Origin of the sequence: Micromonospora sp. NPDC006431, assembly GCF_042870725.1 — a bacterium.
In the GTDB taxonomy this organism is placed as follows: Bacteria; Actinomycetota; Actinomycetes; order Mycobacteriales; family Micromonosporaceae; genus Micromonospora.
This window is the reverse complement of record NZ_JBIAHQ010000011.1, coordinates 59,836-83,538: the sequence shown is the minus strand read 5'-3', so window position 1 is coordinate 83,538 and position 23,703 is coordinate 59,836. Positions and strand designations below refer to the sequence as shown.

Below are 23,703 nucleotides of genomic sequence, written 5' to 3'. Positions count from 1 at the left end.
CCGGGCCGGTGGGCTATGGTTCTGCCTTGTGTCCGCTCCCGCCCCCGCGCACGACGAGCCGGCGTTCGCTCCCGACGTTGACGCCCCCACCGCCCTTCGGCAACGTCCCGGGGACCCGGGATCCCGCGCCGACGCGGAGGGCCGGTCGGATGCCGCGGCCGAGGAACGTCCGGGACGGCCCTGGCACCGGCACCCGGCGGTGGCGCCGGTCGCGCTCTACGCCCTGCTGCGGCTCAGCGGGCTGGTCGTCCTCGGGTTCCTCGCCCACCGGTCCGGCGCGGACTTCTGGTCGCTGCTGCACAGCCGGTTCGACGGCATCTGGTACGTGGGGATCGCCGACGACGGATACGACACCGGGATGGTCGGCAACCACCCGAAGTCCCACAGCACGCTGCCGAACCTGCCGTTCTTCCCGCTCTACCCGGGGCTGATCGCGGCGGTCGCCGCCGTCACCCCGTTCTCCACCCAGGTCGCCGCGCTGATCGTCTCCTGGGCGGCCGGCCTGGCCGCCGCGTGGGGCATCTACGCCCTCGGCGCGCACCTCAGCTCGCGCAAGGCGGGCCTGATCCTGGTGGCCCTCTGGGCGGTCCTGCCGCACGCCGTCGTGCAGAACATGGCCTACACGGAGACGGTGTTCACCGCGCTCGTCGCGTGGACGCTCTACGCGCTGCTGCGCCGGCAGTGGCTGACCGCCGGCCTGCTCTGCCTGGTCGCCGGCCTCTCCCGGCCGACCGCCACGACCCTGATCGCGGCGGTCGGGGTGGCCGCACTGGTGGCGATCGTCCGCCGCCAGGACGGCTGGCGGCCGTGGGTGGCGGCGCTGCTCGCCCCACTCGGCTACCTGGGTTACCTGGCCTGGATCGGGCACCGCCTCGGCCGGGTCGACGCCTACTTCGAGATGCAGGAGAAGTACTGGCGGATCGGCTTCGACGGCGGCGTCTCGACGGCCAGGACGCTGAAGAAGGTGCTGGTCGAGCCGGCCTCGCTGCCCATGTACGTGTCCACCCTGCTGCTGGGTGTCGCGGTGGTGCTGATCGCGCTGCTCGTGCTGCACCGCTACCCGCTGCCCCTGGTGGTCTACTCGGTCACGTTCTTCCTGCTCAGCATCGGCACGGAGAACTACTACTGGGCGAAGGGTCGCTACCTGGTGCCCGCCGTCACGCTGCTCCTGCCGGTCGCCGTGGGGCTGGCGAAGGCGCGGCGGAGCACCATGCTGGCCGTGTTCGCGTTTCTCGTGGTCGTCTCCGCGGCTTACGGCGTCTACCTGAGCCTGATCTGGAAGTGGTCGCCCTGACCGCTGGCGCTTCGTCGGGTGCCGCCGCCCGCAGTCGCTGACGGACCACCGGGCGCCGACGTGCTGTCGGCGTTGCTCGACTGCGGGCTCGGTATGCTACGCCGAGCCCGATCACCGGCCGGCCGACGTCGCCGCCGGGTGTCGGCTGGTCCCGGCCCGCGCGGTCGCCTCGGTCCCCCGGGCGCGGTCCGACGCACGGCTCCGATGGCGCGACGGCGCGCCCTGCGACGATGCGAGTTGAAGGATGACTGACACCAACGACCGTTCCCCGTCCGTGTTCGTCCACCCGACCGCCGAGGTGGAGGACGGTGCCCAGGTCGGCGACGGCACCAAGGTCTGGCACCTGGCCCACATCCGGTCGAGCGCCCAGGTCGGTGCCGGTTGCGTGATCGGGCGCAACGTGTACGTCGACGCGAACGTCACCGTCGGCGACCGCGTCAAGATCCAGAACAACGTCTCGGTCTACCAGGGCGTCACCATCGAGGACGAGGTCTTCGTCGGCCCGTCCGCGGTGTTCACCAACGACTTCCGCCCGCGCGCCCAGAACCCGGACTGGACGATCACCCCGACCCTGGTCCGCCGGGGCGCCTCTATCGGCGCCAACGCCACCCTGGTCTGCGGCATCGAGGTCGGCGAGTACGCCATGATCGCCGCCGGTTCCGTGGTCACCAAGGACGTCAAGCCGTACCAGCTGGTGGTCGGCAACCCGGCGCGCCCGAAGGGCTGGGTCGACGAGAAGGGCGACGTCGTCTCCCGGGACGTCGACACCCCCCCGGCGCAGCACTGACGGCAGCGGTGGCCGGCCCGGGAACCCCCGAGCCGGCCACCGGCCCCACCGCTACTCGAAGCCGTGCAGCGAGGTGGTGACGACGAGATCGGGGTGCCGGCGGGCGAGCTGCCAACCGACCGTCACCCCGTAGGTGCCCGCCACCACGACCCGGCGGGTGCGGGTCAGGTCCAGCTTGGGCAGCACGTCGCGTCGAACGACGCGCCACATGATTCTCGGCCGCACGATCCGGTAACCCCGCTCGAAGCCGGAGTCGTGCACCAGCCTCGCCAGCTTCCGGTGTGCTCGCTGTGCGTTCAGGACGCCGAGTTCGGGCCAGATGGACTCGTGCCGGCGGGTGCGGTTCCGGACCGCGGACAGCACCTTGCCGGGCACCCGGTAGACGATCGCCTGCTCGACGCGGAGCATCGGGCGGCAAGACTCTGCCACGTCGATCGGGTGGACACGCAGCCGGGGGTCCCGCGCCGCCTCCCGCCACAGGTTCGCGTCGTGGGTGATGACGTCGACGCCGAAGCCCGCCGCGGCGGCGCGCAGTGCGAAGTCTCGGGCCGGGTAGAACCGGGGCGCGTTGATCGCGACGAGGACGATCCGTTCCGCCGCGACCGTCGCCGGGGCGGCAGTCGCAGCCGGTTCGGGACCGGCCGCCGCCAGGCCACCCGGGCGAGCCGGGGCCGTCACGGGGGCCCAATCCGGGACCTGTTCGCCGGTCAACTGTGGCAGTACGGCCGGCGCCCCGTACCGCGCCTGGAGCGCCGCCCGGGCGGCGCTCACGTCGGCCCTGCCGAGGTGCGCGCCCAGGCGGCGGTAGCCGTCCACCATCCCCGAGGCGTCCTGTGCCGTCTCGACCAGCGTCCCGGCCACTTCGGACAGCACGGCCAGCGTGGGCTCGGTGGGCGCCTCAACGGCCGCCAGCACGGGTGTGCCGGTGGCGACGGCCTCGACCAGGAGTTCGCCGAGCCCCTCCGGCTGGCCGGCGTGCAGCAGGAGGTCATGCCCGTGCAGCAGGTCGGCAAAAGCGGTGTGCGGCACCGGGGGTACGAAGGTGACGCGGTCGCGTAGCTTGAGCTCCTTGATGCGGTCCGTCACCCGGCGCCCCGTCGTGGCGGCGTCGACGAGGATCAGCGTCACCCCCGGATCCGCCGCGGCGACCTCGGCGAACGCCTCCAGGGCCACCGAGAGGCCTCGCCGCTGAAGGAGCGGCCCGACGTGCAGCCAGCGGCGCAACTCCGCCGGCGGCGTGGACCGCGCGGGCAGGACGTCGAAGTCGACGATCTTCGGCACGACCCGGAGCTTGTCCAGGTGCGCGGGGAAGTTCGCGCCGAGGAGCTCGGACAGGAACGGGCTGGTGCAGACCACCTCGTCGGCCCGCTCCAGCACCCTCTCGTAGCGTTCCCGCGTCGCCGGCTGGGCCAGCATCTGCGCCAGCAGCGGCGAGGACTCGATCACCACGACGCGGGCGTCGGGCCGGGCCAGGGCGGTCGCCACCACTCCGCCGAACATGCCGCCGTGCGCGTGCACCACCGGCGCCTCGATCCGGCCGGTGGGCAGCGCGGCGCGCACCGCGTCGAGGTGCGCGTCGGCCCGGGCGACGAACTCCCGGGGCCGGGCCAGCAGGGGTACGGCCATCCGGGTCAGTTCGGCCTCGGGTTCGTCGAGCACCGCCGCGGCATCGACGAGCCGGGCCAGCCGCTCCAGCGTCACGGTGACCAGCGGCGCCGCCGACGAGGAGGAGGACGTCGGCCACTCCTCCGTGTGCAGCACGGACACCCGGTCGTACCGCTGCCCAAGCGCGGCCACCGCGGCGCGGACGAACGTGCCGGCGAGCGGATCCGCCGGTGACGGATACCAGGGAGTGACGACGGCGAGGTCGGCAGCAGCCGGCCGGCGCGCCTCGTCCACGACCGGCTCGAACCGGACCGGCAGGTCCCGCCGGCGGCGGCGCGCCGCGTACGCCACCGGCACGGCCTCCGGATCGCCGGCGATCAGGAGATCGACTCCGGCCAGCAGACCGCGCTGGCCCAGCACGAGGCGGCGGGCGGCATGCACCGCCTGCCGGGGGTCCCGGGGGACCCGATGCACGGTGGCGGCGGCGGGCAGGTCGACGCCGGTCCACTCCGGCACGTCGGCCACGACGGCCAGCACCTGGAGCCCCTGGTCGACCAGCCGGGTGAGGTGAGCGGCGGCGGCACTCACGCGGGTGCTACCGAGCGCCAGGTAGACGACGTTGTGATCGGCAGTCGTCACCGGGATCCCTCCGTGAGCCGGCGCAGCCGTGCCTCCCAGGGACCGAGCGTGGCCGCCCGGGTGTAGGTGTGCGCATGCCGAAGCGCGGCCTCATGGGTGTCCCGGTCGACGTCCCGGGCGGCCTTCGCAGCTGCCACGAACGAGTGGGCGACGCAGTCGGCGTCGAGCCGTGGACCGGCGAACCAGAGCGGATAGCCCTCCAGCACCTCGACCGCCGCGATCTCCGGCTCGTGCACCGACACGATCGGCTTGCCGGAAGCCATGTACTCGAAAACCTTTCCGGAGGTGACGTAGCGGGCGCCGGGCACACAGAAGACCAGGCCGTCGGTCTGCGCGTACACCCCGGCCGCCTCGGCCTTGCCGAAGGCGCCTCGGTAGCGCACGCCCATGTCCTCCTCCTCGGCGATCCGCTGCCGCAGGGGCGGTGCGTTGTCGGGGAAGAATCCCAGGTGGCCGTGGATGTCCAGCTCGGCATCGGCGAGCAGCGGATGCTGCCGGGCCTGCCGCCACCCGGCGAAGAGCACGTCGAGGGGGAGGTACGAGGTCACGGTGCCGACATAGGCGAACCGCAGCGGCCTGTTCGGGTCCGGCACGGTGTGCTCCGGCCGGCCGAGGATCTCCGGCTCCCAGCCGTTCGGCACCACCTGCATCCGGTCCGCCGCGAACGGGTAGCGCTCGGCGTGCCAGCGCCGCATCCCGTCGTTGACGAAGACGATCTCGGCCGCGTCCCGCAGGATCCGGGCCTCCCACCGCATCGCCTTGCCGCCCTCGGGCACCGAGAGCTCCTCGGTGAACTGGTTGAAGGTCCAGGCATCCCGGTAGTCGACCACGTAGGGCACCCGGAATGCGCGGCCGAGCAGCCGGGCCGCGGCGAACGAGACGAACGGGTTGCCGGTCGCCAGGACAAGGTCGAACCGCTGCTCGCTGTGCAGCCGCCGCGCGGCCCGGAAGACGCCGGGCACCCAGCCGAGATACGGCTCGGGGAAGATGGCCTTCTGCAGCGTCGCGTGCAGCCGGTCGGAGAGCATCGGGAAATTCGCCCGCAGCCGGCCGAACTTGCGCAGGTCGGTCTCCCAGTGGCGCATGTTCATCGCGGGGCGCTCGACGCGTACCCGCGGGTCGACCGTCGCCTCCAGCGTCTCGTCGCTAGCGTCGGACAGATAGTGGGTGAAGAATTCCCTCGGTGCCGTCAGCACCGTCACATCCCAGCCGGCCTGGGCCAGGTGGTTGGCGGTGGCGCGGGCGCGGAACACGCCGCTGGCCCGGCTGGGCGGGAAGTAGAAGGACAGGTAGAGAATCCGGGGGCGCGTTTCCGTCGCACCGGTTGCCGCGTCGATGGCGCTGCCACTCCTCGTCTGGCCCCGACTCACCGGACCTCCCGCGCTGGCCGCGGTGGCACCGCGACCGGCCCCGGAGGTCCGGGCGTTCGGGTTCGGATCAGGTCCCATGGAGTTGACCCGGGCGGGATGGACCCGCCCGGGATCAGATCATCCGCCGATGACGACGCGGCGAACGCCGGGCCAACGGGTCGGGTCGGTCACCCGGCGCCCGTCCACCAGCACGGTCACGCCGGGCAGGTCGCTCTGGCCGAGCGTCCGGTACTCCGCGTGGTCGGCCTGGACGACCGCTGCGGTGACCGGCTGGCCCTCGTACGCCGGCAGCCCCAGCGCGGTCAGCTCCTCGGTGGTGTACATCGGGTCGGAGACGTACGGCTTGGCGCCCCGGGCCCGCAGCGCCTCGACCGTCGGGAAGACGCCGGAGAAGGCGGTCTCCTTCACGCCGCCGCGGTAGGCGGCGCCGAGCACCAGCACCTCCACGTCGGTCAGGTCGCCGTACGCGGCGGCCAGCAGGTCGACGGCGTACTGCGGCATGGCGGCGTTGGCCTCGCGGGCCGAGCGGACCACCGTGGCGGCCGGGTCGTTCCACAGGTACATCCGCGGGTAGATCGGGATGCAGTGCCCGCCGACCGCGATGCCCGGCTGGTGGATGTGGCTGTACGGCTGGGTGTTGCAGGCCTCGATGACCTTGGTGACGTCGACGCCCACGGTGTCGGCGAACCGGGCGAACTGGTTCGCCAGGCCGATGTTCACGTCGCGGTAAGTGGTCTCGGCGAGCTTGGCCAGCTCGGACGCCTCGGCCGAGCCCAGGTCCCAGACGCCGTTCGGGCGGTTGAGGTCGGCGCGCTCGTCGAAGTCCAGCACCGCCTCGTAGAAGCGCACGCCGTGCGCGGCGGACGCCTCGTCGATGCCGCCGACCAGCTTCGGGTAGCGGCGCAGGTCGGCGAAGACCCGGCCGGTGAGCACCCGCTCCGGGCTGAACACCAGGTGGAAGTCCTGGCCGGCGGTGAGGCCGGAGCCCTCCTCCAGCATCGGCGCCCAGCGGTTGCGGGTGGTGCCGACCGGCAGGGTGGTCTCGTAACTGACCAGGGTGCCCGGCTTGAGGCCGCGGGCGATGGCCCGGCTGGCGTCGTCCATCCAGCCGAAGTCCGGCACGCCCTCGGCGTCCACGAAGAGGGGGACGACCACGACGACGGCCTCGGACTCGGCGACCGCGGCGGCCGTGTCGGTGGTCGCGCTGAGCAGCCCGGCGGACACCGCCTCCTTGAGCTTGGTGTCCAGGTCGGTCTCACCGGGGAACGGCACCGCGCCGTCGTTGACCAGCTGCACCACCCGCTCGGAGACGTCCGCTCCGATCACCCGGTGGCCCTTGGACGCGAACTGCACGGCGAGCGGCAGCCCGATCTTGCCTAGGGCGACGACGCAGATGTTCATGGCTACTTCTTTCCTCCTAGTGGAAGCCTGTGCCGCAGGCGGGCCAGCAGCCGGCGCGGCGTGAGCGGTGCTACGGCGATCACCAGCTCACCCTTGTGGTTCGTCGTGGCGGTAAGGACGTGCAGGTGGCCTCCCCGCCGCTGCACCGTGCGCTGTGGCACGGGCCGCGCCGGTCCGCGCAGGGCCGTCTCACCAACGGTACCGAACGCCTCGGCCTCCGCCCGGACCACCCGGAGCTCGCCACCGGGGGCGACGCCGGCGAGCAGCCCGGCCAGCGGAAGCTGCGCCCGCACCAGGGTCCCGTTGCCGTCCGCCTCGAGCGTGGCGTTGGCGCTGACGGTCTCGCCGGCACGGAGCCGGATCGCGGCGGCCAGCCGTGGCAGGTCCCCGCGCGGGCTGCGGGCCGTCACCGCCAGCGTCCGGTTGCCCAGGAACGACACGGAGACGGTGTCCAGGCGGGCGATCCAGTCGGCGATCCGATCGGTGACCTCGAACCAGCGGTCGGCCATGCCGAGTCGCGGGTCGCGGAAGCCGGGGTAGCCGGCGTACCAGTGGTCCCCGTCGACCACGGCCGGCGGGATGCCCTCCTCGGCGTCCTGCCGGATGACGGCGAGCAGGTCGTCCAACTCCCCGTACCGGGCGGTGCCCAGGCGCACCCGCGCCTGGATCGGCAACTGGTCGCGGATCTCGTCGGTCAGGTAGCGCTCGACCAGCTTGCGTACGCCGGCCCGGACCTGCTCCTGCACGCCCCGGTCCAGCGCCAGGAAGTCGTTCTCCAGCAGCTTGGCGACTTCCCAGGTGAAGTGCCGCAGCAGGATCGCGTCGCGGCGCTTGCCCGCCTCGACCAGGCCGGCGACGAACTCCACCAGCGACTCGGCGCAGCGCAGCCGCTCCAGGTGGCGGCTGCGGTAGGTGATGTTGCGGGCGTTGAGCCGGCGCACCGCGTAGTAGTAGTCGTAGTCGGCCAGCACGGAGATCCGGCGGGCCCGGACGCAGGCCTCGATGGTGAACGGCTGGTCGCTGCCGACCGGCATGTCCTCCGGGTACCGCAGCCCGTACCGCTCGATCAGATCCCGGCGGAACAGCTTCGTGTTCGACAGGGACCAGGGCAGCGCCGAGTCGAACAGGTCCAGGTCGGGCTCGGTCCGGGCGAAGACCGCCTGGTGGATGTAGCGGCTGTTGACCCCGACGGTCCGGCCCAGCACGACGTCGGAGTCGTAGCGGTCCGCCGCCGCGACGAGCCGCTCCAGCGCCTCCGGGCCGAGGTAGTCGTCGGAGCCGATGAAGAAGACGTACCGGCCGGTGGCGTGCTCCAGGCCGCGGTTGCTGGGCGCGGCGGGCCCGCCGGAGTTGGGCTGGTGGATCACCTTGACCGTGCCCGGGTGGAGCCGGGCGAACCGGTCCAGCTCCCGGCCGCTGCCGTCGGTGGAGCCGTCGTCCACCGCGATGACCTCCAGCCGGTCCGGGCCGATGGTTTGCTCGACCAGTGAGGTCAGGCACCGCGTCAGGTAGGGCATGGTGTTGTAGACGGCGGTGATGACGGTCACGTCGGGCCGGTTCACCCGCTGACCCCCGCGGGTGGCTGCGCGTCGGTCGTCCGCGCCACGGGCTCCCCCGCCGCCGCGTCACCGACCGGTCGGGGCCGCCCGGGAAGCAGCCGCCGGTAGACGACGTCCAGGACCTTGGCCTGGGCCTCCCAGGTCCAGCTCTCCAGCAGACCGGGCCGGTCGTACGCCGTGCGGTAGCGGGCCGGGTCGGCCAGCACCGCCCGGACGGCGCGCACGTAGTCGGCCACGTCCTCGGCTCGGAACACCTCGCCCTGGCCGGTCGACCGTACGGTGCCCGCCATCGTCCGCACGTCGCTGACGATCAGCGGCAGCCGCGCGTGCGAGTACTCGAAGAACTTGGTGATCAGCGCGATCTCGTGGTTGGGCCAGTGGTGGATCGGGATCACGCCGGCGTCCGCCGCCGACAGGAAGGGCACCACCTGCCAGTGGGCCACGTACGGCAGGGCGTGCACCCGGTCGGCCACCCCGAGCTTGGCCGCCCGGGCGAGGAGGCCGGAGACGTACGGGCCGGTGGGCTTGTTGACCACCAGCGCGACGTGCACCCCGGGCAGCTGCGGCAGCGCGTCGACCATGACGTCCAGCCCGCGCTGCCGGGCGGCGGCCCCGCTGTAGACCAGCAGCGGAGTGTCGGCGCCGATGCCGCAGAGCGCCCGCAGATCCGGCGCGGGAGCGTCCGGAACCAACTCCTCGCCATGGTCGGCGGCCGGGGCGTTGAGCACCACGTCGGGCAGGGTGGCCAGCCCGTGCTGGCGCTGGAGCAGCTCGGCCAGGCCGTCGGAGACGGTCATCACCGCGTCGGCGTACCGGGCGTACTCCCGCTCGTGCGCCATGTGCGCGGGCAGCCAACGGGCATTGTCCTGCCAGGGTCGGAGGCCGGGCAGGAACTCGTGGGCGTCCCAGACCAGCTTGATCTCGCGCCCCGCGGCGGCAGCGCGGATCTTGGCGCGGGCGCCCACCCCGAGCATCCGGAAGTCGTTGGCGTGAATCAGGTCCGGCCGCAGTTCGTCGAGCACCGGCCCGTAGGCCAGTTCGTAGTCCCACAGCCCCGGCTCCAGCCGTCGCCAGGCGCCGTCGCCCTTCACCGCCTGCCAGAACAGGGTGTAGGCACGGTCCCACGGATTGCGGAACCGGCGCCGGGTGCGGGCCCGGGTGAGCTGCCAGTATCGAAACGAGACCCATTTCCGGGTCGCCTGGGCGGCGAGCCGCTCGGCGTCCAGCAGGCGGCGGCGCAACGCCAGGCGGGGGGTGTCGGGGTCGGCCAGCTTGAGCTGAGCGGCCCGGACGGCGAGATCGGCCTGCCAGGCCTTGACCGCCTGGGCCCGGTGCGCGGCGATGCCGCTGGGCGGGTACGCCAGCGGCCACCGCAGCCAGGCGCGGCGGAACTCGTGCCGGCGGCGGGCGAGCGGATCGGGCATGGGCAGCAGCCGCACCTGGGCGTCGCCGAGGGACCAGCTGCGTGCCTCCAGGACCGGCGATCGACCCAGCAGGATGACCTCCCACCCGGCCTCCGCCGCGGATCGGGCGGCCTTCTGCACCCGCGAGTCCCCATTGACGGCGTTGTCCACCAGCATCACGACCCGGCCCCGGGCGGTCGGGTCGGCAACGCCGTCGAACCTCATGATGCTTCTCCGCCTCCCCTGTCGGGCCCCGTCTCCTGCCACGGAACCCCGGCGAGTGTACGGCAAGCGCCGAGGATGCCTCGCGGACATCGGACGATCGGACAGTTAGGCGTCGTAACGGGGCAGCCCGACCCCTCACTACGATGGGCCGGGTGAGTGTTCCCGCGCAGGCCGCCACGGCGGCTCCTCGTAGCGTTCCCGAGCGCGACCGTCGATCCCCCGCCCCCTCGACCGGCTCCGCCGGGACCCCGCCGGTCGAGGCCGGACGCCCCACCCGCCAGTACTCCCTCGACGTGCTCCGGATCCTGGCGATCTCTGGTGTGGTCGCGATCCACACGGTCGGGATGGTGCTGGGCCACGACGAGCTGCGAGGCACGGTCGAGTGGTGGCTGGCGGCCGGCATCGACATCGGGGCGATCTGGACCGTGCCCCTGTTTGTCATGATCAGCGGCGCGCTCACCCTCTCCCCGCGCGCACACGCCGCCGGACCCGGCGCCTTCTATCGCAAGCGTTTCGTCCGGATCCTCCCCGCCCTGGTGGTCTGGCACGTTGTCTACCTGGTGGTGGCCCGGATGGGGCTGCGCGGCGAACGGCTCACCATCGAGGGCCTGGGCGTCCTGCTGTTCGACGCCCGGGTCTTCACCGCGCTCTATTTCCTCTGGCTGATCGCCGGGCTGTATCTGGTGGCGCCGGTGCTCGTCGCCTTCCTGCGCGACGGCGGCCGGCGGCGGGCGCTGATCCTCGCGGGCGTGGCGCTCGGGTTCACCGTGATCGCCTTCCTGGGATCCGCGATCGCCGCCCGGCTGGGCGCGCCCCGGCCGATCCACCTCGGCGCGCTCACCCTGTGGTGGCCGTACGTGGGCTACTTCGTCGCCGGGTGGGCGCTGCGCACGGTCCGGCTGGGCCGGCGCGGCCTGGTGCTGGCGTCCGTCGCCGGGCTCGCCCTGCTCGCCGAGGGGGTGTGGCAGTGGGGCACCCGGGCGGAGCGACCACTGCTGCAGACCCTGATGCCGATCGGCTACCTGGGGGCGAGCGTCGCCGCGGCCACCATCTGCATCTTCCTGGTCGGCGTGACCCTCGGCGACCAGCGGGAGCCCTCCCCCCGCGTCGGCCGGTGGCTGGTCCGGCTCTCCGAGGCGTCCTTCGGCGTGTTCCTCGTCCACCTGCTTGTCTTCGAGGTGCTCCGGTTCAGCGTGCCGGCCATCGCCGCGGGCGCGTCCCTGCCGCTGATGCTGGGGACCTTCGCGGTGGTGCTGGTGACCTCGTTCGCGATCTCGCTCGGAGCGGCCCGGATCCCGTACATCCGGGCCGTCTTCTGAGGCGGGCCACGATGGTGGGCGGTGCGACGCGATGACGCTGCTGTCGCCAGAGGAGAACGCCGCCTACTGGAACCGGCGGCACCTCACGGAGGGTTACCTGCGCTCGGGCGGCGACATGTCGTACGACGAGGGCACGAACCGGATGTTCTACATCCTGCGGCTCGGGCTGCTGCTGGACATCATCGGGCACAACGCCGATCCGGTGGCACCGCTGTACCTGCTCGACGCCGGCTGCGGGAAGGGCTGGTTCAGCCGGCAACTCGCCCAGTTCGGCCACCAGGTCGACGGCATCGACGCCAGCGAGAGCGCGATCGCGTACTGCCGGGACCGGGGCGGCCCGGCCCGGTTCCACGTCTCCCCGCTGTCCCAGTGGCGCAGCCCCTGGCTCTACGACGTGGTCCTGGCGGTCGACGTGCTGTTCCATGTTCTCGCCGACGACGAGTGGGAACGATCGGTGCGTAACCTCGCCTCACTGGTGGGGCTGGGCGGACGGCTGGTGGTCAGCGACTGGGGGGAACCGGGCGACCGGGTGTACGGCGACTACCAGGTCGTCCGGGGCATCAACCGCTACCTGCCGCTGCTGAGCGAGTGCGGCCTGCGCTCCGACGGCTGGCGGCCGTACGCGTTCCGGCAGAACCCGATCGGGTTCCACGTCTTCACCCGAGAGCACTGAGGGGGCCAACCATGCGTCTGCCCGAGGTCCTGGCGCTGCACCTCAGCGGCGTCCGGGAGGTCGTCGACGTCAGCCGCGAGGGGGTCGACCTGGCGGCGCGGTACGCCCTTCCCGACGACGTCAGCCACCGCCGGTGCCCGGTCACCGACGCCGCCGAGCTGGTCCGCACCCCGGACCGGCTCCTGGTCGGCCTGCTCGGGCCGGAGCCGACGGTGCACCTCCAGCCCTCAGAGGTGGCGGCGGCGCTCGCCGGGGCGGCCGCCGGAACCCGGGGAGTCCTGCTGCTCGCCTGGCCGGTCGACGAGCTGCCGGTCCACCTGCTGGTCGGGCCGATGGTGGCGGCCCGATGCCAGGTCGTGGACGCGATACCGCTGGGCATCGCGGGGATCCGCGGGGTTTCCGCCGCCGTCGTCGTGCAGCGGGTCGACCGTCCGCTGCCGCAGCGTGGGCACCTTGTCGACATGACGGTCGCCCGGCGGGCCGCGCACCCCGTCCCCGAACCGGCCGACGAGCTGCGGACGGTGCTGCGCATGGCCAACGAGCACCGGCTCACCGGCCTGGTGACCCGGGCGGTGCGACGGCGGTTGCGCGAGCTGGAGGAGCAGGTCGAGCGCCAGCGGCAGCGGCTCGACGAGCGCGACGCCCGGCTGGCGGAGCTGGAACGCGAACTGGCCCGCCGGGCGACCGTCGGGGCCCCGGCGGAAGACACGGACCGGTACCCGGGCGAAGGGGCGCCGCCGGAGCCGGACGAGGGATTCTTCGGATCCGGGCCCGGCTCGAAGTAAGGTGTCCAGAGCCCAGGCCGGGGCGAATCGGGCCCGGTTTCGCCGCCCGTGCCGGGCACCGCGTTCCCACAGCCGTCGCAGCAGGTCAGAAGAATCGGGAGAACATGCCGTGAAGGTAGTCAGTGTCGTCGGTGCCCGCCCTCAGCTGGTGAAGCTCGCACCAATTGCGGCCGCGTTCCGGGACACCGGGCACCAGCACGTCATCGTGCACACCGGCCAGCACTACGATGCCGACCTGTCCGACGTGTTCTTCTCCGGGCTGGGCATCCCGGATCCGGACGTCCACCTCGGGATCGGGTCGGGCAGCCACGGCGCCCAGACCGGCGGGGTGCTGGCCGCGATCGACCCGGTGCTGGCCGAGGAGAACCCGGACTGGGTGCTCGTGTACGGCGACACGAACTCGACCCTTGCCGGCGCCGTCGCGGCCGTCAAGCAGCACCTGCGGGTGGCCCACCTGGAGGCGGGGCTGCGCTCGTTCAACCGGCGGATGCCGGAGGAGCACAACCGGGTGCTCACCGACCACGCGGCGGACCTGCTGCTCGCGCCGACCGAGGAGGCCATGCGGCACCTCGCGGCGGAGGGCCTCGCCGCGCGGTCGGTGCTGGCCGGCGACGTGATGGTCGATGTCTGCCTGCGCATCCGGGATGCCGTGCTGGCCGGCGGGCCGACGGCCCCGGAGCTGCCCGAGGGGATCGACCCCGCCGAGCCGTACCTGCTGGCCACGCTGCACCGCGCGGAGAACACCGACGATCCGCAGCGGCTGGCCGCCCTGCTCGGGGCCCTGGCCGCGGCCCCCGTGCCGGTCGCGCTGCTGGCCCACCCGCGGCTGGTGTCCCGCGCGGAGGCGTACGGGCTGAAGCTCGACCAGGGCTCGATCCGGGCCGGCCGACCCCTCGGCTACGCCGGGATGGTCAGCGCGGTGCTCGGCTCCGCCGGCGTGGTGACTGACTCCGGCGGCCTGCAGAAGGAGGCGTACCTGCTCGGGCGGCCATGCACCACGCTGCGCGGCGAGACGGAGTGGGTGGAGACCCTCGCCGGCGACTGGAACCGGCTGGTGCCCGACCCGCACCTGCTGGACCCCGGCGCCTGGGCGACGACGGTGAGCCGACCGGCCCCCGACGCCCCGCGCGGCACCCCGTACGGTGACGGCCACGCCGCGGAGCGGGTCGTCCAGCTGCTCGAGCAGCATCTCTGACCGTGACGGGCACTGAGCGAGCGGGAGGAGAGCCCGTGTCCGGACCAGCGAACGTGGCGATCGTGACGCCCTGGTACCCAACCCGGCAACGCCCCTTCCTGGGCGCCTTCGTGCAGGCGATGGTCGAGGCGACGGCTCCGGGCCACGACCGGGTACGGCTCTACCACTGCGAGGAGTGGGGCCACCGGCTGCCACCGGACACCAGCGACGCCGTCGATCAGGGCTACCGGGAACTGATCGCGCACGCGGTACACCCGGGGCGAACCGTGGGCGGGGCGGAGCTGGTGCACCTCCCGGTGCCGCTGCCGGTCACCACCGACTACGCCGCCATCGCCCGGCGGCACGAGGAGACCCTGCGGTCGGTGCTCGGCGGCCAGCCGATCGACGCGCCCGTGGTGCACGCCCACGTCGGGCTGCCCGGCGGGTGGGCGGCGCTGCGCAACGCCCGGCCCGACGCCCGGGTGTTCGTCACCGAGCACGCCACCTTCCTCGACCTGGTGCTGGCCCAGCCCGAGGCCCGCGCGATGTACGAGGAGCTGCTGCAGCGGTGTGCCGGGGTGTTCGCGGTCGGGGAGGCCGTCCGGCGGCCCTTGGTCGAAGCCTTCCCGCAGCACGCCGACCGGGTTGGCTACCTGCCCAATCCGATCTCCTTCGACCAGCAGCGCGCTGCGCCCGTCACCGCGCTGCGCCGCTGGCTCTTCGTCGGCGGACTGATCCCCCGGAAGGGGGTGCGCTGGCTGCTGGAGGCATTCGCGTCCTGCCGGGCCCGGGACCCGGAGCTGACCCTCACCTTCGTCGGCGAGGGTGAGCTACGCGGCCAGCTCCAACAGCGCGCCGAGGAACTCGGCGTGGCCGACGCGCTGACCTTCACCGGCGCGGTGCCGCCGGACCGGGCCCTGGCGCTGATGCGCGAGCACGACCTGCTGGTCCATCCGAGCCGGTTCGAGACGTTCGGGATGACCGTGGTCGAGGCGGTGGCCGCCGGCCTGCCGGTGCTGGTGACCCGGTGCGGCGGTCCGGAGGAGACCCTGGCCGGGGTCGAGGACGCCGCCGCCGAACTGGTCGATGTGGAGGAGGGCTCCGAAGCCCTGATCGCCGGCTACTGGCGGCTGCGCGAACGGTTCGACCGGCTCGACCTGGCGGGCGCCCAGCGGGAGCTGGCCGCCCGGTACAGCTACCCGGCGGTGGCCCGCGCCCATGACCGGGTGTGGTTCTCGGCGGGGGATTCCGTGGCGGGCGCGGTGCAGGCGGGACTGGGTGGACGGATCGATGACTGAGCAGGTGCTCATCCTGGCCCTCGGGGCCACCCGGAAGCGGGCCGTCGTGGAGGACGCGGCCGAGGTCGTCGCGCGCGGCGGCCGGGTCACGGTGCTGATCACCTCGGCGGCGGACTGGCGCCGGGAGCGCTTCGCGCCGGGTGTCCGGGTGGTCGACCTGACCGAGCTGGAGGGGCGTCGCCTTCCGCTGCGCGTCGAGCGGGCGGTGCTGTACCGCGCTCCCCGGCTCGCCTTCCGGGCGGTCGGTCGGGGTCGCCTGGCCGGGTGGACGAAGCGGGCCGGGCGGGCGTACGAGCGGCGGATCGCCGACCGGGTGCACCGGCGCGTCTTCCTGCCGGCGTACCACCGGCTGCGCAACGACCTGGTGCCGCAGCGGCTGGCCGAACGGGTGGTCACCGAGACCGCGGCGGATCTCCTCGTGGTCGCCGACCCGGCCTCGATCCCGCTGGCCGCACGGATCGTCCGGCAATCCCCGGCTCTCCGGGTCGGCTACGGCCTGCCCTACCTCACTCCGGCCGCCCCCAGCTGACCCCCGCGGTCGTCTGCGGGGGGCGTACGACACGACCGGCCGGTGCCCCTGAGGGGCACCGGCCGGTTTGCCTTTCCGGCTCTTGTGGTCAGGCCTGGCCGAGGAACTCCTCGAAGGCCCGGGCGGTACGCCGGCCGTCGTGCACCCGGCGCACGTAGTCAACCGCGCGCCGGCCCAGCTCGGCGGTGCCCTCCCGGTCGGCGAGCAGCCCCTCCAGCACCGACTGGAGGGTCTTGCCGGTGGCGTTCACGATCGGCGGCCGCTCGCCGACGGTGTGCTCCACACTCGGCGCGAGGTACGCCACCACCGGCTTGCCGGCCGCCATCGCCTCGACGGCGAAGGTGCCGTAGCTGCCCGTGGTGATCTGGTCCACCACGATGTCCGCGCCCTTGACCATCTCCACCATCTCGGCCCACGGCACGCCCTCGGCGAGCCGCAGCTCGATGGCGCCGGAGTCGTGCAGGCTGTTGAGCACCGGCAGGATGCGGTCGGTGCCCTTGGTCCACCGCTTCGAGGGGCCGTGCAGGACGACCGGGCAGGACCGCTGCATCACCGGTTCGTCGCAGGCCCACGCCTCCAGATCGACCACGAGCGGCGCCCACGTGGCCCAGGGCAGGTCGTCGAGCAGATCCGGGGTCGTGACGAAGAGCGGCAGGCCCGACTCCTCCGCCACCCTGCGGTTGCGTTCGGACCGGGCGGTGAATCGCTCGACGTACCCGGCGGGCGCGTCGAAGAAGAGCGAGTCCTCGTGCCGCTCCATGTGGCGCAGCGGGTGCCGGACCTCACTGCCGTGCGCGAGCAGGGCCACCTTGATCTTGGCTCGGCGCAGCGCCGGCAGGTCGTACTCGATGTTGTCGCCGTTCAGCGAACCGAAGATCGGCAGGAACGCGTCCACCACCAGGTGGGTGTACCGGCCGATCACCCGGTGCAGCTGTTCGACCTGCACGTCGAGATCGTGCAGCAGTCGCTCCGGGTCGAGGTAGACGTCGGCCGGGTAGATCAGAGTCGGCGAGGTCTTGCGCATCAGGACCTCGGCCGACACGTCCGGGTTGTCCCGGCAGATGGCCTGGGCGAAGGCGGCCGCCTGGCCGGCGTAGTTCGCCGGGCCGAGGCCGAGCCGTACCCGGGTCACGTCCAGCTTGCGCCAGGTGGGCAGGGCGGTCGGCGGGGCACTCGTGTCGACGGTCGCCGCCGCGGTGACCGGACGCTCGTCCACCGCCCAGGAGACGTCCGACCGCCCCTCGGTGGGCGGCGCCACCGGCGAGATCCGGCGGTAGAGCTCCAGCAGCCCGTCGCACTGCTGCTCCCAGGAGAGGTCGTGCAGGATCGGCTCGGTGATGTTGCCGACCAGCTCCGACCGGTGGGCGAAGGCGTCCCGGACGGCAGCGGCGAAGCTCACCGGGTCGTCGGCGGTGAAAACCGCCCCGACCTTGTGCTGGTTGACATACGCGCCGAGCGTCTTGACGTCGCTGGCGACGACCGGCAGACCGGCGTGCAGGTACTCGGCCAGCTTCGTGGGGAGCGAGATCTCGTAGTTGAGAGTCCGCTGGGAGCAGATCAGCCCCAGGTCGGCGGTGGAGAGGTAGTCCGGGACCGCATGCTGCGGCACGTACGGCACGACGTGCACGCGCTGCCGTACCCCGAGCGTCTGCGCCCGCTCCAGCAGCAGCTCCCGCTCCGGGCTGTTGCGGCCGGAGACGATGGCCAGGTGGAATTCCGGAAGCTCCGGCAGGGCGGTGACCGCCGTGCCGAGGCCGCGCTCGGCGGCGAGCCAGCCGGAGTAGACCAGCAACGGCACCTCGGGTGCCAGCCCGCAAGCCTGCCGTACGGAGGGCGGGTTGGCGCTGACGCCGATGGTCTCCCGGATCGGCGTGTTGCGCACGACCAGCGGGGTCTCGGGCAGCTGGAAGTCGTCGCGCAGCAGCTCGGCGATCTCCGGGGAGACGGTGACCACCGCGTCGGCGAAGTTGATGAACTCCTTCTCGTACGCGATGTACGCGCTCGCCTGCTCCGGCTTGGGCCAGTCCACGCCGCTGACGTATTCGTGCGCGTCGTAGAGCCAGGCCACCTTCTCGCCACGCGCCCGCATCCGGGCGACGCTGAGCGCGGCCGTGCCGATCATGGTGATGTCGTTGGCGTGGATCAGATCCGGCTTGAGCTCCTCGATCACCGGCCCGAAGGCGAGGTCGAGGTCGAGCAGGAACGGGTAGTCGCGGCGCCAGTTGCCGGTCGGAGCGGGCGTGTGCCGCTGCTCCCACTGGAACGCCCGCACCCGGAACTGGTGCACCGCGCGGCTGGCCTTGACCATCGCACCCAGCGCCCGGCTCGCCGGGTAGGCGATCGGGGAGATCGCCTGGGGGCGGTGCTGGTCGTCGCGGAGCCAGCCGATCCGCGCGGTCACCTGGCGTACCCACGCCTGGTGGGCCGCCCGGCGGCGAGCCAGGCTGGACTTGTCGGCGATGCCGAACTGGGTGATCTTCCGCCGGATCCGGTGGCCCTTCGCGCGCTCCCGCATGTGGCTGCCGACGGGCAGCCGCACGACCTCGACGGGACCCATCATCGAGCGCTGAGGGCGGACCCGTCCCCCGGCACCGATGAGAGTCACGTCCCAACCGGCACGCGCGGCGGCGAGCGCGGTCTTCTGCACGCGGGAGTCCCCGGTGATGCCGTTTCCGACGATCACCGCCAGCCGCGGCCGGCGGGCGGACGGTTCCATTCCATGTCCTCCAGGAGTCGTGTGGCTCAGTCGGTACGAGCCGCGCGGTGGGCCGCCCACCGGGGGCCGCCCACCGCGCTGCCAGGATCGTCAGACAGCGGCCGGCACGGCCGGAACGTCGCGCGACGACACGTCAACCGTGCTGCCGTCCGCCGCGGAGGACAGCAGCGCTGCCGCGACCTGGACCGTCCGCAGACCCTGCCGGAGGGTCACGATGTCGCTCTCCTTGCCCTCGACCGCGTCCCGGAAGCGCTCGTGCTCCACCAGCAGCGGCTCCCGCTTCGGGATGGCGTACCGCACCATGTCACCCTCGGCCACCCCGCGGAAGGCGCGCAGCGCCTCCCACTCGGTGTCGATGGCGCCGTTGGCGTAGAAGGTCAGGTCCGCGGTGAGGGTGTCGGCCACGAAGCAGCCCCGGTCACCCGTGATCACAGTGGACCGCTCCTTGAGCGGGCTCAGCCAGTTGACCAGGTGGTTGACCATCGTGCCGTCGGCGAGCTGGCCGACCACGGCGACCATGTCCTCGTGCAGCCGACCGCTGCGGGAGACCGTCCGCGCCGAGACGGCGGCATACTCCTGCCCGGTGACCCAGCTGGTGAGGTCGATGTCGTGGGTGGCGAGGTCCATCACCACGCCGACGTCGGCAATCCGGTGCGGGAACGGGCCCTGCCGCCGGGTGACGACCTGGAACACCTCGCCCAGCTCCCCCGCCTCCAGGCGCAGGCGCAGGTTCTGCAGGGCGGGGTTGTACCGCTCGATGTGGCCGACCCCGGCCACCACGCCGGCGGTCTCGAACGCCTCGACGAGCCGGCCCGCGGCCTCTACCGACTGGGCCAACGGCTTCTCGATCAGCGCGCCGACGCCGTTGCGGGCCAGCTCCAGGCCGACCTGCTCGTGCAGTGCGGTCGGGCAGGCGACCACCGCGTAGTCGATGCCCATGGCCAGCAGTTCGTCCAGTTCGGGCACGACCGGCGCGCGCAGCGTACCGGTGACGTCGCCGGCGGGGTCGACGATGCCGACCAGGTCCACACCGTCCAGGCCGGACAGGACCCGGGCGTGGTTGCGGCCCATCGCGCCGAGGCCGATCAGGCCGGCGCGCAACTTACGTCCCTCGCTCATCGGGCACCCCCGGCGAGGTTCGCGCCCTCGGCGATGCGCTCGAGGTCGGCCGGGCTCAGCGCCGGGTGCACCGGCAGCGAGATCACCTCGGCGGCGGCCCGCTCGGTCTCCGGCAGGTCCCACGGGCCGGGCTTGCCGTCCTCGGTCAGGTACGGCTTGAGCCGGTGGATCGGGGTCGGGTAGTAGACCGCGTTGCCGATGCCCAGCTCGGTCAGGCGCCGCTGGGCGGCGTCCCGGTTGCCCTGGGTCCGGACCGTGTACTGGTGGTACACGTGCTTCGCGTTGTCCGCCACCGGCGGGGTCACCATGCCGGTGATGTTGGTGTCGAGGAACTTCGCGTTCGCCCGCCGCTGCTCGGTCCACTCCGGAAGCTGGCGCAGCTGCACCCGGCCGATGGCCGCCGCCACGTCGGTCATCCGCATGTTGGCACCGACGATCTCGTTGGCGTACCGCTGCTCCATGCCCTGGTTGCGCAGCAGGCGCAGGGTCCGCGCCAGCTCGGGATCGGCGGTGGTGATCATGCCGCCCTCGAGCGAGTGCATGTTCTTGGTCGGGTAGAAGCTGAAGCAACCCGCGGTGCCGAACGCGCCCACCGGCTGCCCGTCGAGTGCGGCGCCGTGCGCCTGGGCGGCGTCCTCGACCACGGCCAGGCCGTGCCGCTCGGCGATCTGCATGATGCGGTCCATCGCGGCCGGGTGACCGTAGAGGTGCACCGGCATGATCGCCACGGTGCGCGGGGTGACCGCGGCGGCCACGGCCTCCGGGTCGACGCAGAAGGAGCCGGGCTCGATGTCGACGAAGACCGGCTCGGCGCCCACCAGACGGACGGCGTTCGCGCTAGCGGCGAAAGAGAACGAGGGAACGATGATCTCGTCACCGGGGCCGAATCCGAGCGCCATCAGGGTCAGCTGGAGCGCCGAGGTGCCGGAGTTCACCGCGACGCAGTGCCGACCGGCGACCAGCTCGGCGAACTCCTCCTCGAACGCCTTGACCTCCGGCCCCTGCACCACCAGGCCGCTGCGCAGCACCCGGACAGCCGCCTCGATCTCGGCCTCACCGATCACCGGCCGGGCTGGGGGGATGAATTCTGCGTTCAGCCCAGACATGGGCTTCCTCCTGTCAACAGGGAGCTCGTTCGGGACGCGATGCTAGCCGGTCCACCAGAGACCGGACTTAGGGGTACGGAAGCGGTCATGACCCGATGGGATCGATGGCCACGGTCATGGGGGATAGGTGAACGTCCGGTTCTGTCCGGACTGCCGGTTGGCATGCTACCTCCAGTGCGGTGGCGACAACGGCCGCCAGTCGGGGCAAATCCTCCGCGGACAGGGGGGCCCGGGACACCGCGAGCCGCCAGTACAGCGGGCCGACGATGAGGTCGACCGCCAGGTCGAGATCGGTGTCGGGGCCGAGCTCGCCACGCTCGATCGCCCGGCCGATGAGCTGGCCGCCGACGTCGCGCTGGTTGCCCCGGAGAGCCTCCTCCAGGGTCTGGGCGATGCGCGGGTTGCGGGCGGCCTCGGCCAGCAGGTCGGGGATGATCTGCGCCGCGAGCGGGTGCCGCAGCGCCCGGGACATGATCAGGAACAGCATCTCCAGGTCGGTGCGGAGGTCGCCGGTGTCCGGCAACGGCAGGCTTCGCCCCGCCGCCGACGAGACGATCTCCAGCACCAGCTCCAGCTTCGAACTCCAGCGCCGGTAGATGGCGGTCTTGCTCACTCCGGCCCGGCGGGCCACCGCCTCGATGGAGAGCCTTCCATAGCCGACCGCGGCGAGTTCCTGCATGACGGCGCCGCGGATGGCCGTGGTGATCTCATCTCGCAACACCGCCGCTCCGGCGGGAGCACGCCTCTTCTCGGTCGTCACGTGGGACAATGTACCGCAGCGACGGTACGGTTGCGTCCCGACGTGTTTTGAACTACCGTCCACGCATCGACGGAGCGGCGATCCGCACCCCCCGTGCCCCCCGCTCTCTGCCGTCGCGGATCTTCCCAACGCACAAGAGATCGGAGCGCCTACCCATGGCCAACACGGCGGTGGCCGACGCCGACTCAGGACTGACCCGGGCACAGCTCGCGGCCCGGCACGGCCTGTCCGTCGCCGGCGCGCGGCCGACCCTGGCCGCGTATGTGAAGCAAGTGTGGTTCTACCGGCACTTCATCACCACATACGCCAACGCCAAGGCGGTCTCCGCGTTCAGTCAGGCCCGACTGGGCCAGATGTGGCAGGTGTTGACCCCGCTGACCAACGCGGCGGTCTACTACCTGATCTTCGGCATCATCATCGGCACGAGCAGGAACGTGCCGAACTTCATCGCGTACCTCTGCGTGGGCGTGTTCGTCTTCAACTTCGCCCAGCTGGTCATCCTCGGCGGTACCTCAGCGATCACCGGCAACCTCGGGCTGATCCGGGCGCTGCACTTCCCGCGCGCCAGCCTGCCCATCGCGGTGACCCTCACCCAGCTGCGCAACCTGTTCTACGCGATGGCCGTGCTGGTGGTGATCGTGCTGGTCACCGGCGAGCCGATCACCCTGGACTGGCTGCTGGTGATCCCGGCGATGGTGCTGATGACGATCTTCAACGCCGGCCTGGCCATGGTGCTGGCTCGGCTCGGGTCCAAGCTGACCGACATGAAGCAGATCATGCCGTTCGTCATGCGGACCTGGATGTACGGCTCCGGCGTGCTCTACAGCGTGAAGGCGTTCGAGCAGAACCTCCCGGCGGTGCTGGCCCACCTGGTGAACGTCAACCCGCTGCTGATCTACATCGAGCTGGTCCGGCACGCCCTGCTGGAGAACACCATCCTCACCTCGTCGGCGCCCAGGCTGTGGCTGCTGGCGATCGCCTGGGCGGTCGTGATGGGCGTGGGCGGTTTCATCTACTTCTGGCGCGGCGAACAGGAGTACGGTCGTGGCTGAGCTGAACGTACCCGCCAACGTGGCCACCACGGCCGTTGGCGAGCGGATCCCCACGGTGATCGTGGACGACGCCCACCTCATCTACCGGATCTACGGCGCCGGCACGGGTAGTGCCGGGTCCCCGGTGGCGGCGCTGCGACGGATCGTCCGCCGCCAGCCCCAGAAGCCCACGTTGCGGGAGGTGCACGCGGTCAAGGGCGTCAGCTTCACCGCCTACCGGGGTGAGGCGGTCGGCCTGATCGGCAGCAACGGCTCCGGCAAGTCGACCCTGCTGCGGGCCATCGCCGGGCTGATGCCGGTCAACCGGGGCGCGATCTACACCCAGGGCCAGCCCTCCCTGCTCGGCGTCAACGCCGCGCTGCTCGGCGACCTGTCCGGCGAGCGCAACGTCGTACTCGGCTGCCTGGCCATGGGCATGAGCCCGGAGCAGGTCAAGAAGGCCACCTCCGAGATCCTCGCCTTCTCCGGGATCAACGAGCGCGACGACTTCGCCTCCCTGCCGATGCGGACGTACTCCTCCGGCATGCAGGCCCGGCTGCGCTTCTCGATCTCCGCCGCCAAGCGGCACGACGTCCTGCTGATCGACGAGGCCCTCGCCACCGGCGACTCCCGGTTCCGCCGGCGCAGCGAGCAGCGCATCCGCCAGCTGCGCGAGGACGCGGGTACCGTTTTCCTGGTCAGCCACTCGATCAGCTCGATCCGGGACACCTGCGAGCGGTCGATCTGGCTCGAGTCGGGGTTGATCCGGATGGACGGCCCCACCGACGAGGTGACCAAGGCGTACGAGAACTACATGGCCAGCCGCTGAGGCGGCAGCGGGGTTCGACGGCCGGCGCCGCCCTCGCGGGCGACGCCGGCCGTCGGGACGTTACGCCGCGCACCCCAACCG

Annotated in this window: 19 protein-coding genes; 10 read left to right on the top strand and 9 right to left on the bottom strand. The window is 72.3% G+C overall.

Annotated features, from left to right (window positions below; genetic code table 11):
• Positions 1 to 28 precede the first annotated feature (28 nt).
• Both ACFYM6_RS20075 and ACFYM6_RS20070 read left to right on the top strand, forming a co-directional pair.
• Positions 29 to 1,294, top strand: coding sequence for a glycosyltransferase family 39 protein (locus tag ACFYM6_RS20075; RefSeq protein ID WP_387277487.1), 1,266 nt, complete (start codon positions 29 to 31; stop codon positions 1,292 to 1,294).
• Positions 1,295 to 1,538: 244 nt separating this feature from the next.
• Complete coding sequence (locus ACFYM6_RS20070) at positions 1,539 to 2,081, top strand: acyltransferase (RefSeq protein WP_387277485.1); 543 nt, start codon at positions 1,539 to 1,541, stop codon at positions 2,079 to 2,081.
• 51 nt (positions 2,082 to 2,132) lie between these two features.
• Here the strand turns inward: ACFYM6_RS20070 and ACFYM6_RS20065 are convergent, their stop codons facing one another.
• The 5 genes from ACFYM6_RS20065 to ACFYM6_RS20045 all read right to left on the bottom strand — a co-directional run bounded on the left by ACFYM6_RS20065 (position 2,133) and on the right by ACFYM6_RS20045 (position 10,283).
• Positions 2,133 to 4,325, bottom strand: coding sequence for a glycosyltransferase (locus ACFYM6_RS20065; protein ID WP_387277483.1), 2,193 nt, complete (start codon positions 4,323 to 4,325; stop codon positions 2,133 to 2,135).
• Positions 4,322 to 5,695 (bottom strand): glycosyltransferase, encoded by a 1,374-nt coding sequence (locus ACFYM6_RS20060; RefSeq protein WP_387277481.1) that lies wholly within the window; start codon positions 5,693 to 5,695, stop codon positions 4,322 to 4,324. The genes ACFYM6_RS20065 and ACFYM6_RS20060 overlap by 4 nt, the downstream gene beginning before the upstream one ends.
• A 117-nt stretch (positions 5,696 to 5,812) precedes the next feature.
• Positions 5,813 to 7,096, bottom strand: a complete 1,284-nt coding sequence (locus ACFYM6_RS20055; RefSeq protein WP_387277479.1) for a nucleotide sugar dehydrogenase — start codon at positions 7,094 to 7,096, stop codon at positions 5,813 to 5,815.
• A 2-nt stretch (positions 7,097 to 7,098) separates the two neighbouring features.
• Positions 7,099 to 8,658, bottom strand: coding sequence for a glycosyltransferase family 2 protein (locus tag ACFYM6_RS20050; protein ID WP_387277477.1), 1,560 nt, complete (start codon positions 8,656 to 8,658; stop codon positions 7,099 to 7,101).
• The gene (locus tag ACFYM6_RS20045) at positions 8,655 to 10,283 is read right to left on the bottom strand and encodes a glycosyltransferase family 4 protein (RefSeq protein WP_387277475.1); all 1,629 of its coding nucleotides are present in this window, start codon (positions 10,281 to 10,283) and stop codon (positions 8,655 to 8,657) included. The genes ACFYM6_RS20050 and ACFYM6_RS20045 overlap by 4 nt, the downstream gene beginning before the upstream one ends.
• A 152-nt stretch (positions 10,284 to 10,435) precedes the next feature.
• Between ACFYM6_RS20045 and ACFYM6_RS20040 the strand changes: the two genes are divergently transcribed.
• From ACFYM6_RS20040 to ACFYM6_RS20015, 6 genes are all read left to right on the top strand, one after another.
• A complete protein-coding gene (locus ACFYM6_RS20040; protein ID WP_387277473.1) occupies positions 10,436 to 11,602 on the top strand; it encodes an acyltransferase in 1,167 nt (388 codons plus the stop codon).
• Positions 11,603 to 11,633: 31 nt separating this feature from the next.
• The gene (locus ACFYM6_RS20035) at positions 11,634 to 12,275 is read left to right on the top strand and encodes a class I SAM-dependent methyltransferase (RefSeq protein WP_387277471.1); all 642 of its coding nucleotides are present in this window, start codon (positions 11,634 to 11,636) and stop codon (positions 12,273 to 12,275) included.
• A gap of 11 nt (positions 12,276 to 12,286) precedes the next feature.
• The gene (locus ACFYM6_RS20030) at positions 12,287 to 13,060 is read left to right on the top strand and encodes a hypothetical protein (protein WP_387277469.1); all 774 of its coding nucleotides are present in this window, start codon (positions 12,287 to 12,289) and stop codon (positions 13,058 to 13,060) included.
• A 109-nt stretch (positions 13,061 to 13,169) separates the two neighbouring features.
• Entirely contained in the window at positions 13,170 to 14,255 is a 1,086-nt protein-coding gene (wecB, locus tag ACFYM6_RS20025; protein WP_387277467.1) for a non-hydrolyzing UDP-N-acetylglucosamine 2-epimerase, read from the top strand.
• 35 nt (positions 14,256 to 14,290) lie between these two features.
• Positions 14,291 to 15,532 carry a glycosyltransferase family 4 protein gene (locus ACFYM6_RS20020; RefSeq protein WP_387277465.1) on the top strand — a complete coding sequence of 414 codons (1,242 nt, stop codon included), beginning with the start codon at positions 14,291 to 14,293 and terminating at the stop codon, positions 15,530 to 15,532.
• Positions 15,525 to 16,061 carry a hypothetical protein gene (locus ACFYM6_RS20015; RefSeq protein WP_073839656.1) on the top strand — a complete coding sequence of 179 codons (537 nt, stop codon included), beginning with the start codon at positions 15,525 to 15,527 and terminating at the stop codon, positions 16,059 to 16,061. The genes ACFYM6_RS20020 and ACFYM6_RS20015 overlap by 8 nt, the downstream gene beginning before the upstream one ends.
• Before the next feature lie 88 nt (positions 16,062 to 16,149).
• Here ACFYM6_RS20015 and ACFYM6_RS20010 read toward each other — a convergent pair whose 3' ends face one another.
• The 4 genes from ACFYM6_RS20010 to ACFYM6_RS19995 form a co-directional block, all read right to left on the bottom strand.
• Positions 16,150 to 18,777: a glycosyltransferase gene (locus tag ACFYM6_RS20010; protein WP_387277462.1), complete on the bottom strand. Its 2,628-nt coding sequence runs from the start codon at positions 18,775 to 18,777 to the stop codon at positions 16,150 to 16,152.
• Positions 18,778 to 18,867: 90 nt separating this feature from the next.
• On the bottom strand, positions 18,868 to 19,896 hold the full coding sequence (locus ACFYM6_RS20005; protein WP_387277460.1) for a Gfo/Idh/MocA family protein: 1,029 nt from the start codon (positions 19,894 to 19,896) through the stop codon (positions 18,868 to 18,870).
• On the bottom strand, positions 19,893 to 21,002 hold the full coding sequence (locus tag ACFYM6_RS20000) for a DegT/DnrJ/EryC1/StrS family aminotransferase (protein ID WP_357441392.1): 1,110 nt from the start codon (positions 21,000 to 21,002) through the stop codon (positions 19,893 to 19,895). The genes ACFYM6_RS20005 and ACFYM6_RS20000 overlap by 4 nt, the downstream gene beginning before the upstream one ends.
• A gap of 85 nt (positions 21,003 to 21,087) precedes the next feature.
• A complete protein-coding gene (locus ACFYM6_RS19995; RefSeq protein WP_357441431.1) occupies positions 21,088 to 21,723 on the bottom strand; it encodes a TetR/AcrR family transcriptional regulator in 636 nt (211 codons plus the stop codon).
• Between the two features lie 194 nt (positions 21,724 to 21,917).
• Here ACFYM6_RS19995 and ACFYM6_RS19990 point away from each other — a divergent pair, with 194 nt between their 5' ends.
• A complete protein-coding gene (locus tag ACFYM6_RS19990; protein ID WP_387277458.1) occupies positions 21,918 to 22,814 on the top strand; it encodes an ABC transporter permease in 897 nt (298 codons plus the stop codon).
• Entirely contained in the window at positions 22,807 to 23,622 is an 816-nt protein-coding gene (locus tag ACFYM6_RS19985) for an ABC transporter ATP-binding protein (protein ID WP_387277456.1), read from the top strand. The genes ACFYM6_RS19990 and ACFYM6_RS19985 overlap by 8 nt, the downstream gene beginning before the upstream one ends.
• Positions 23,623 to 23,703: the final 81 nt, after the last annotated feature.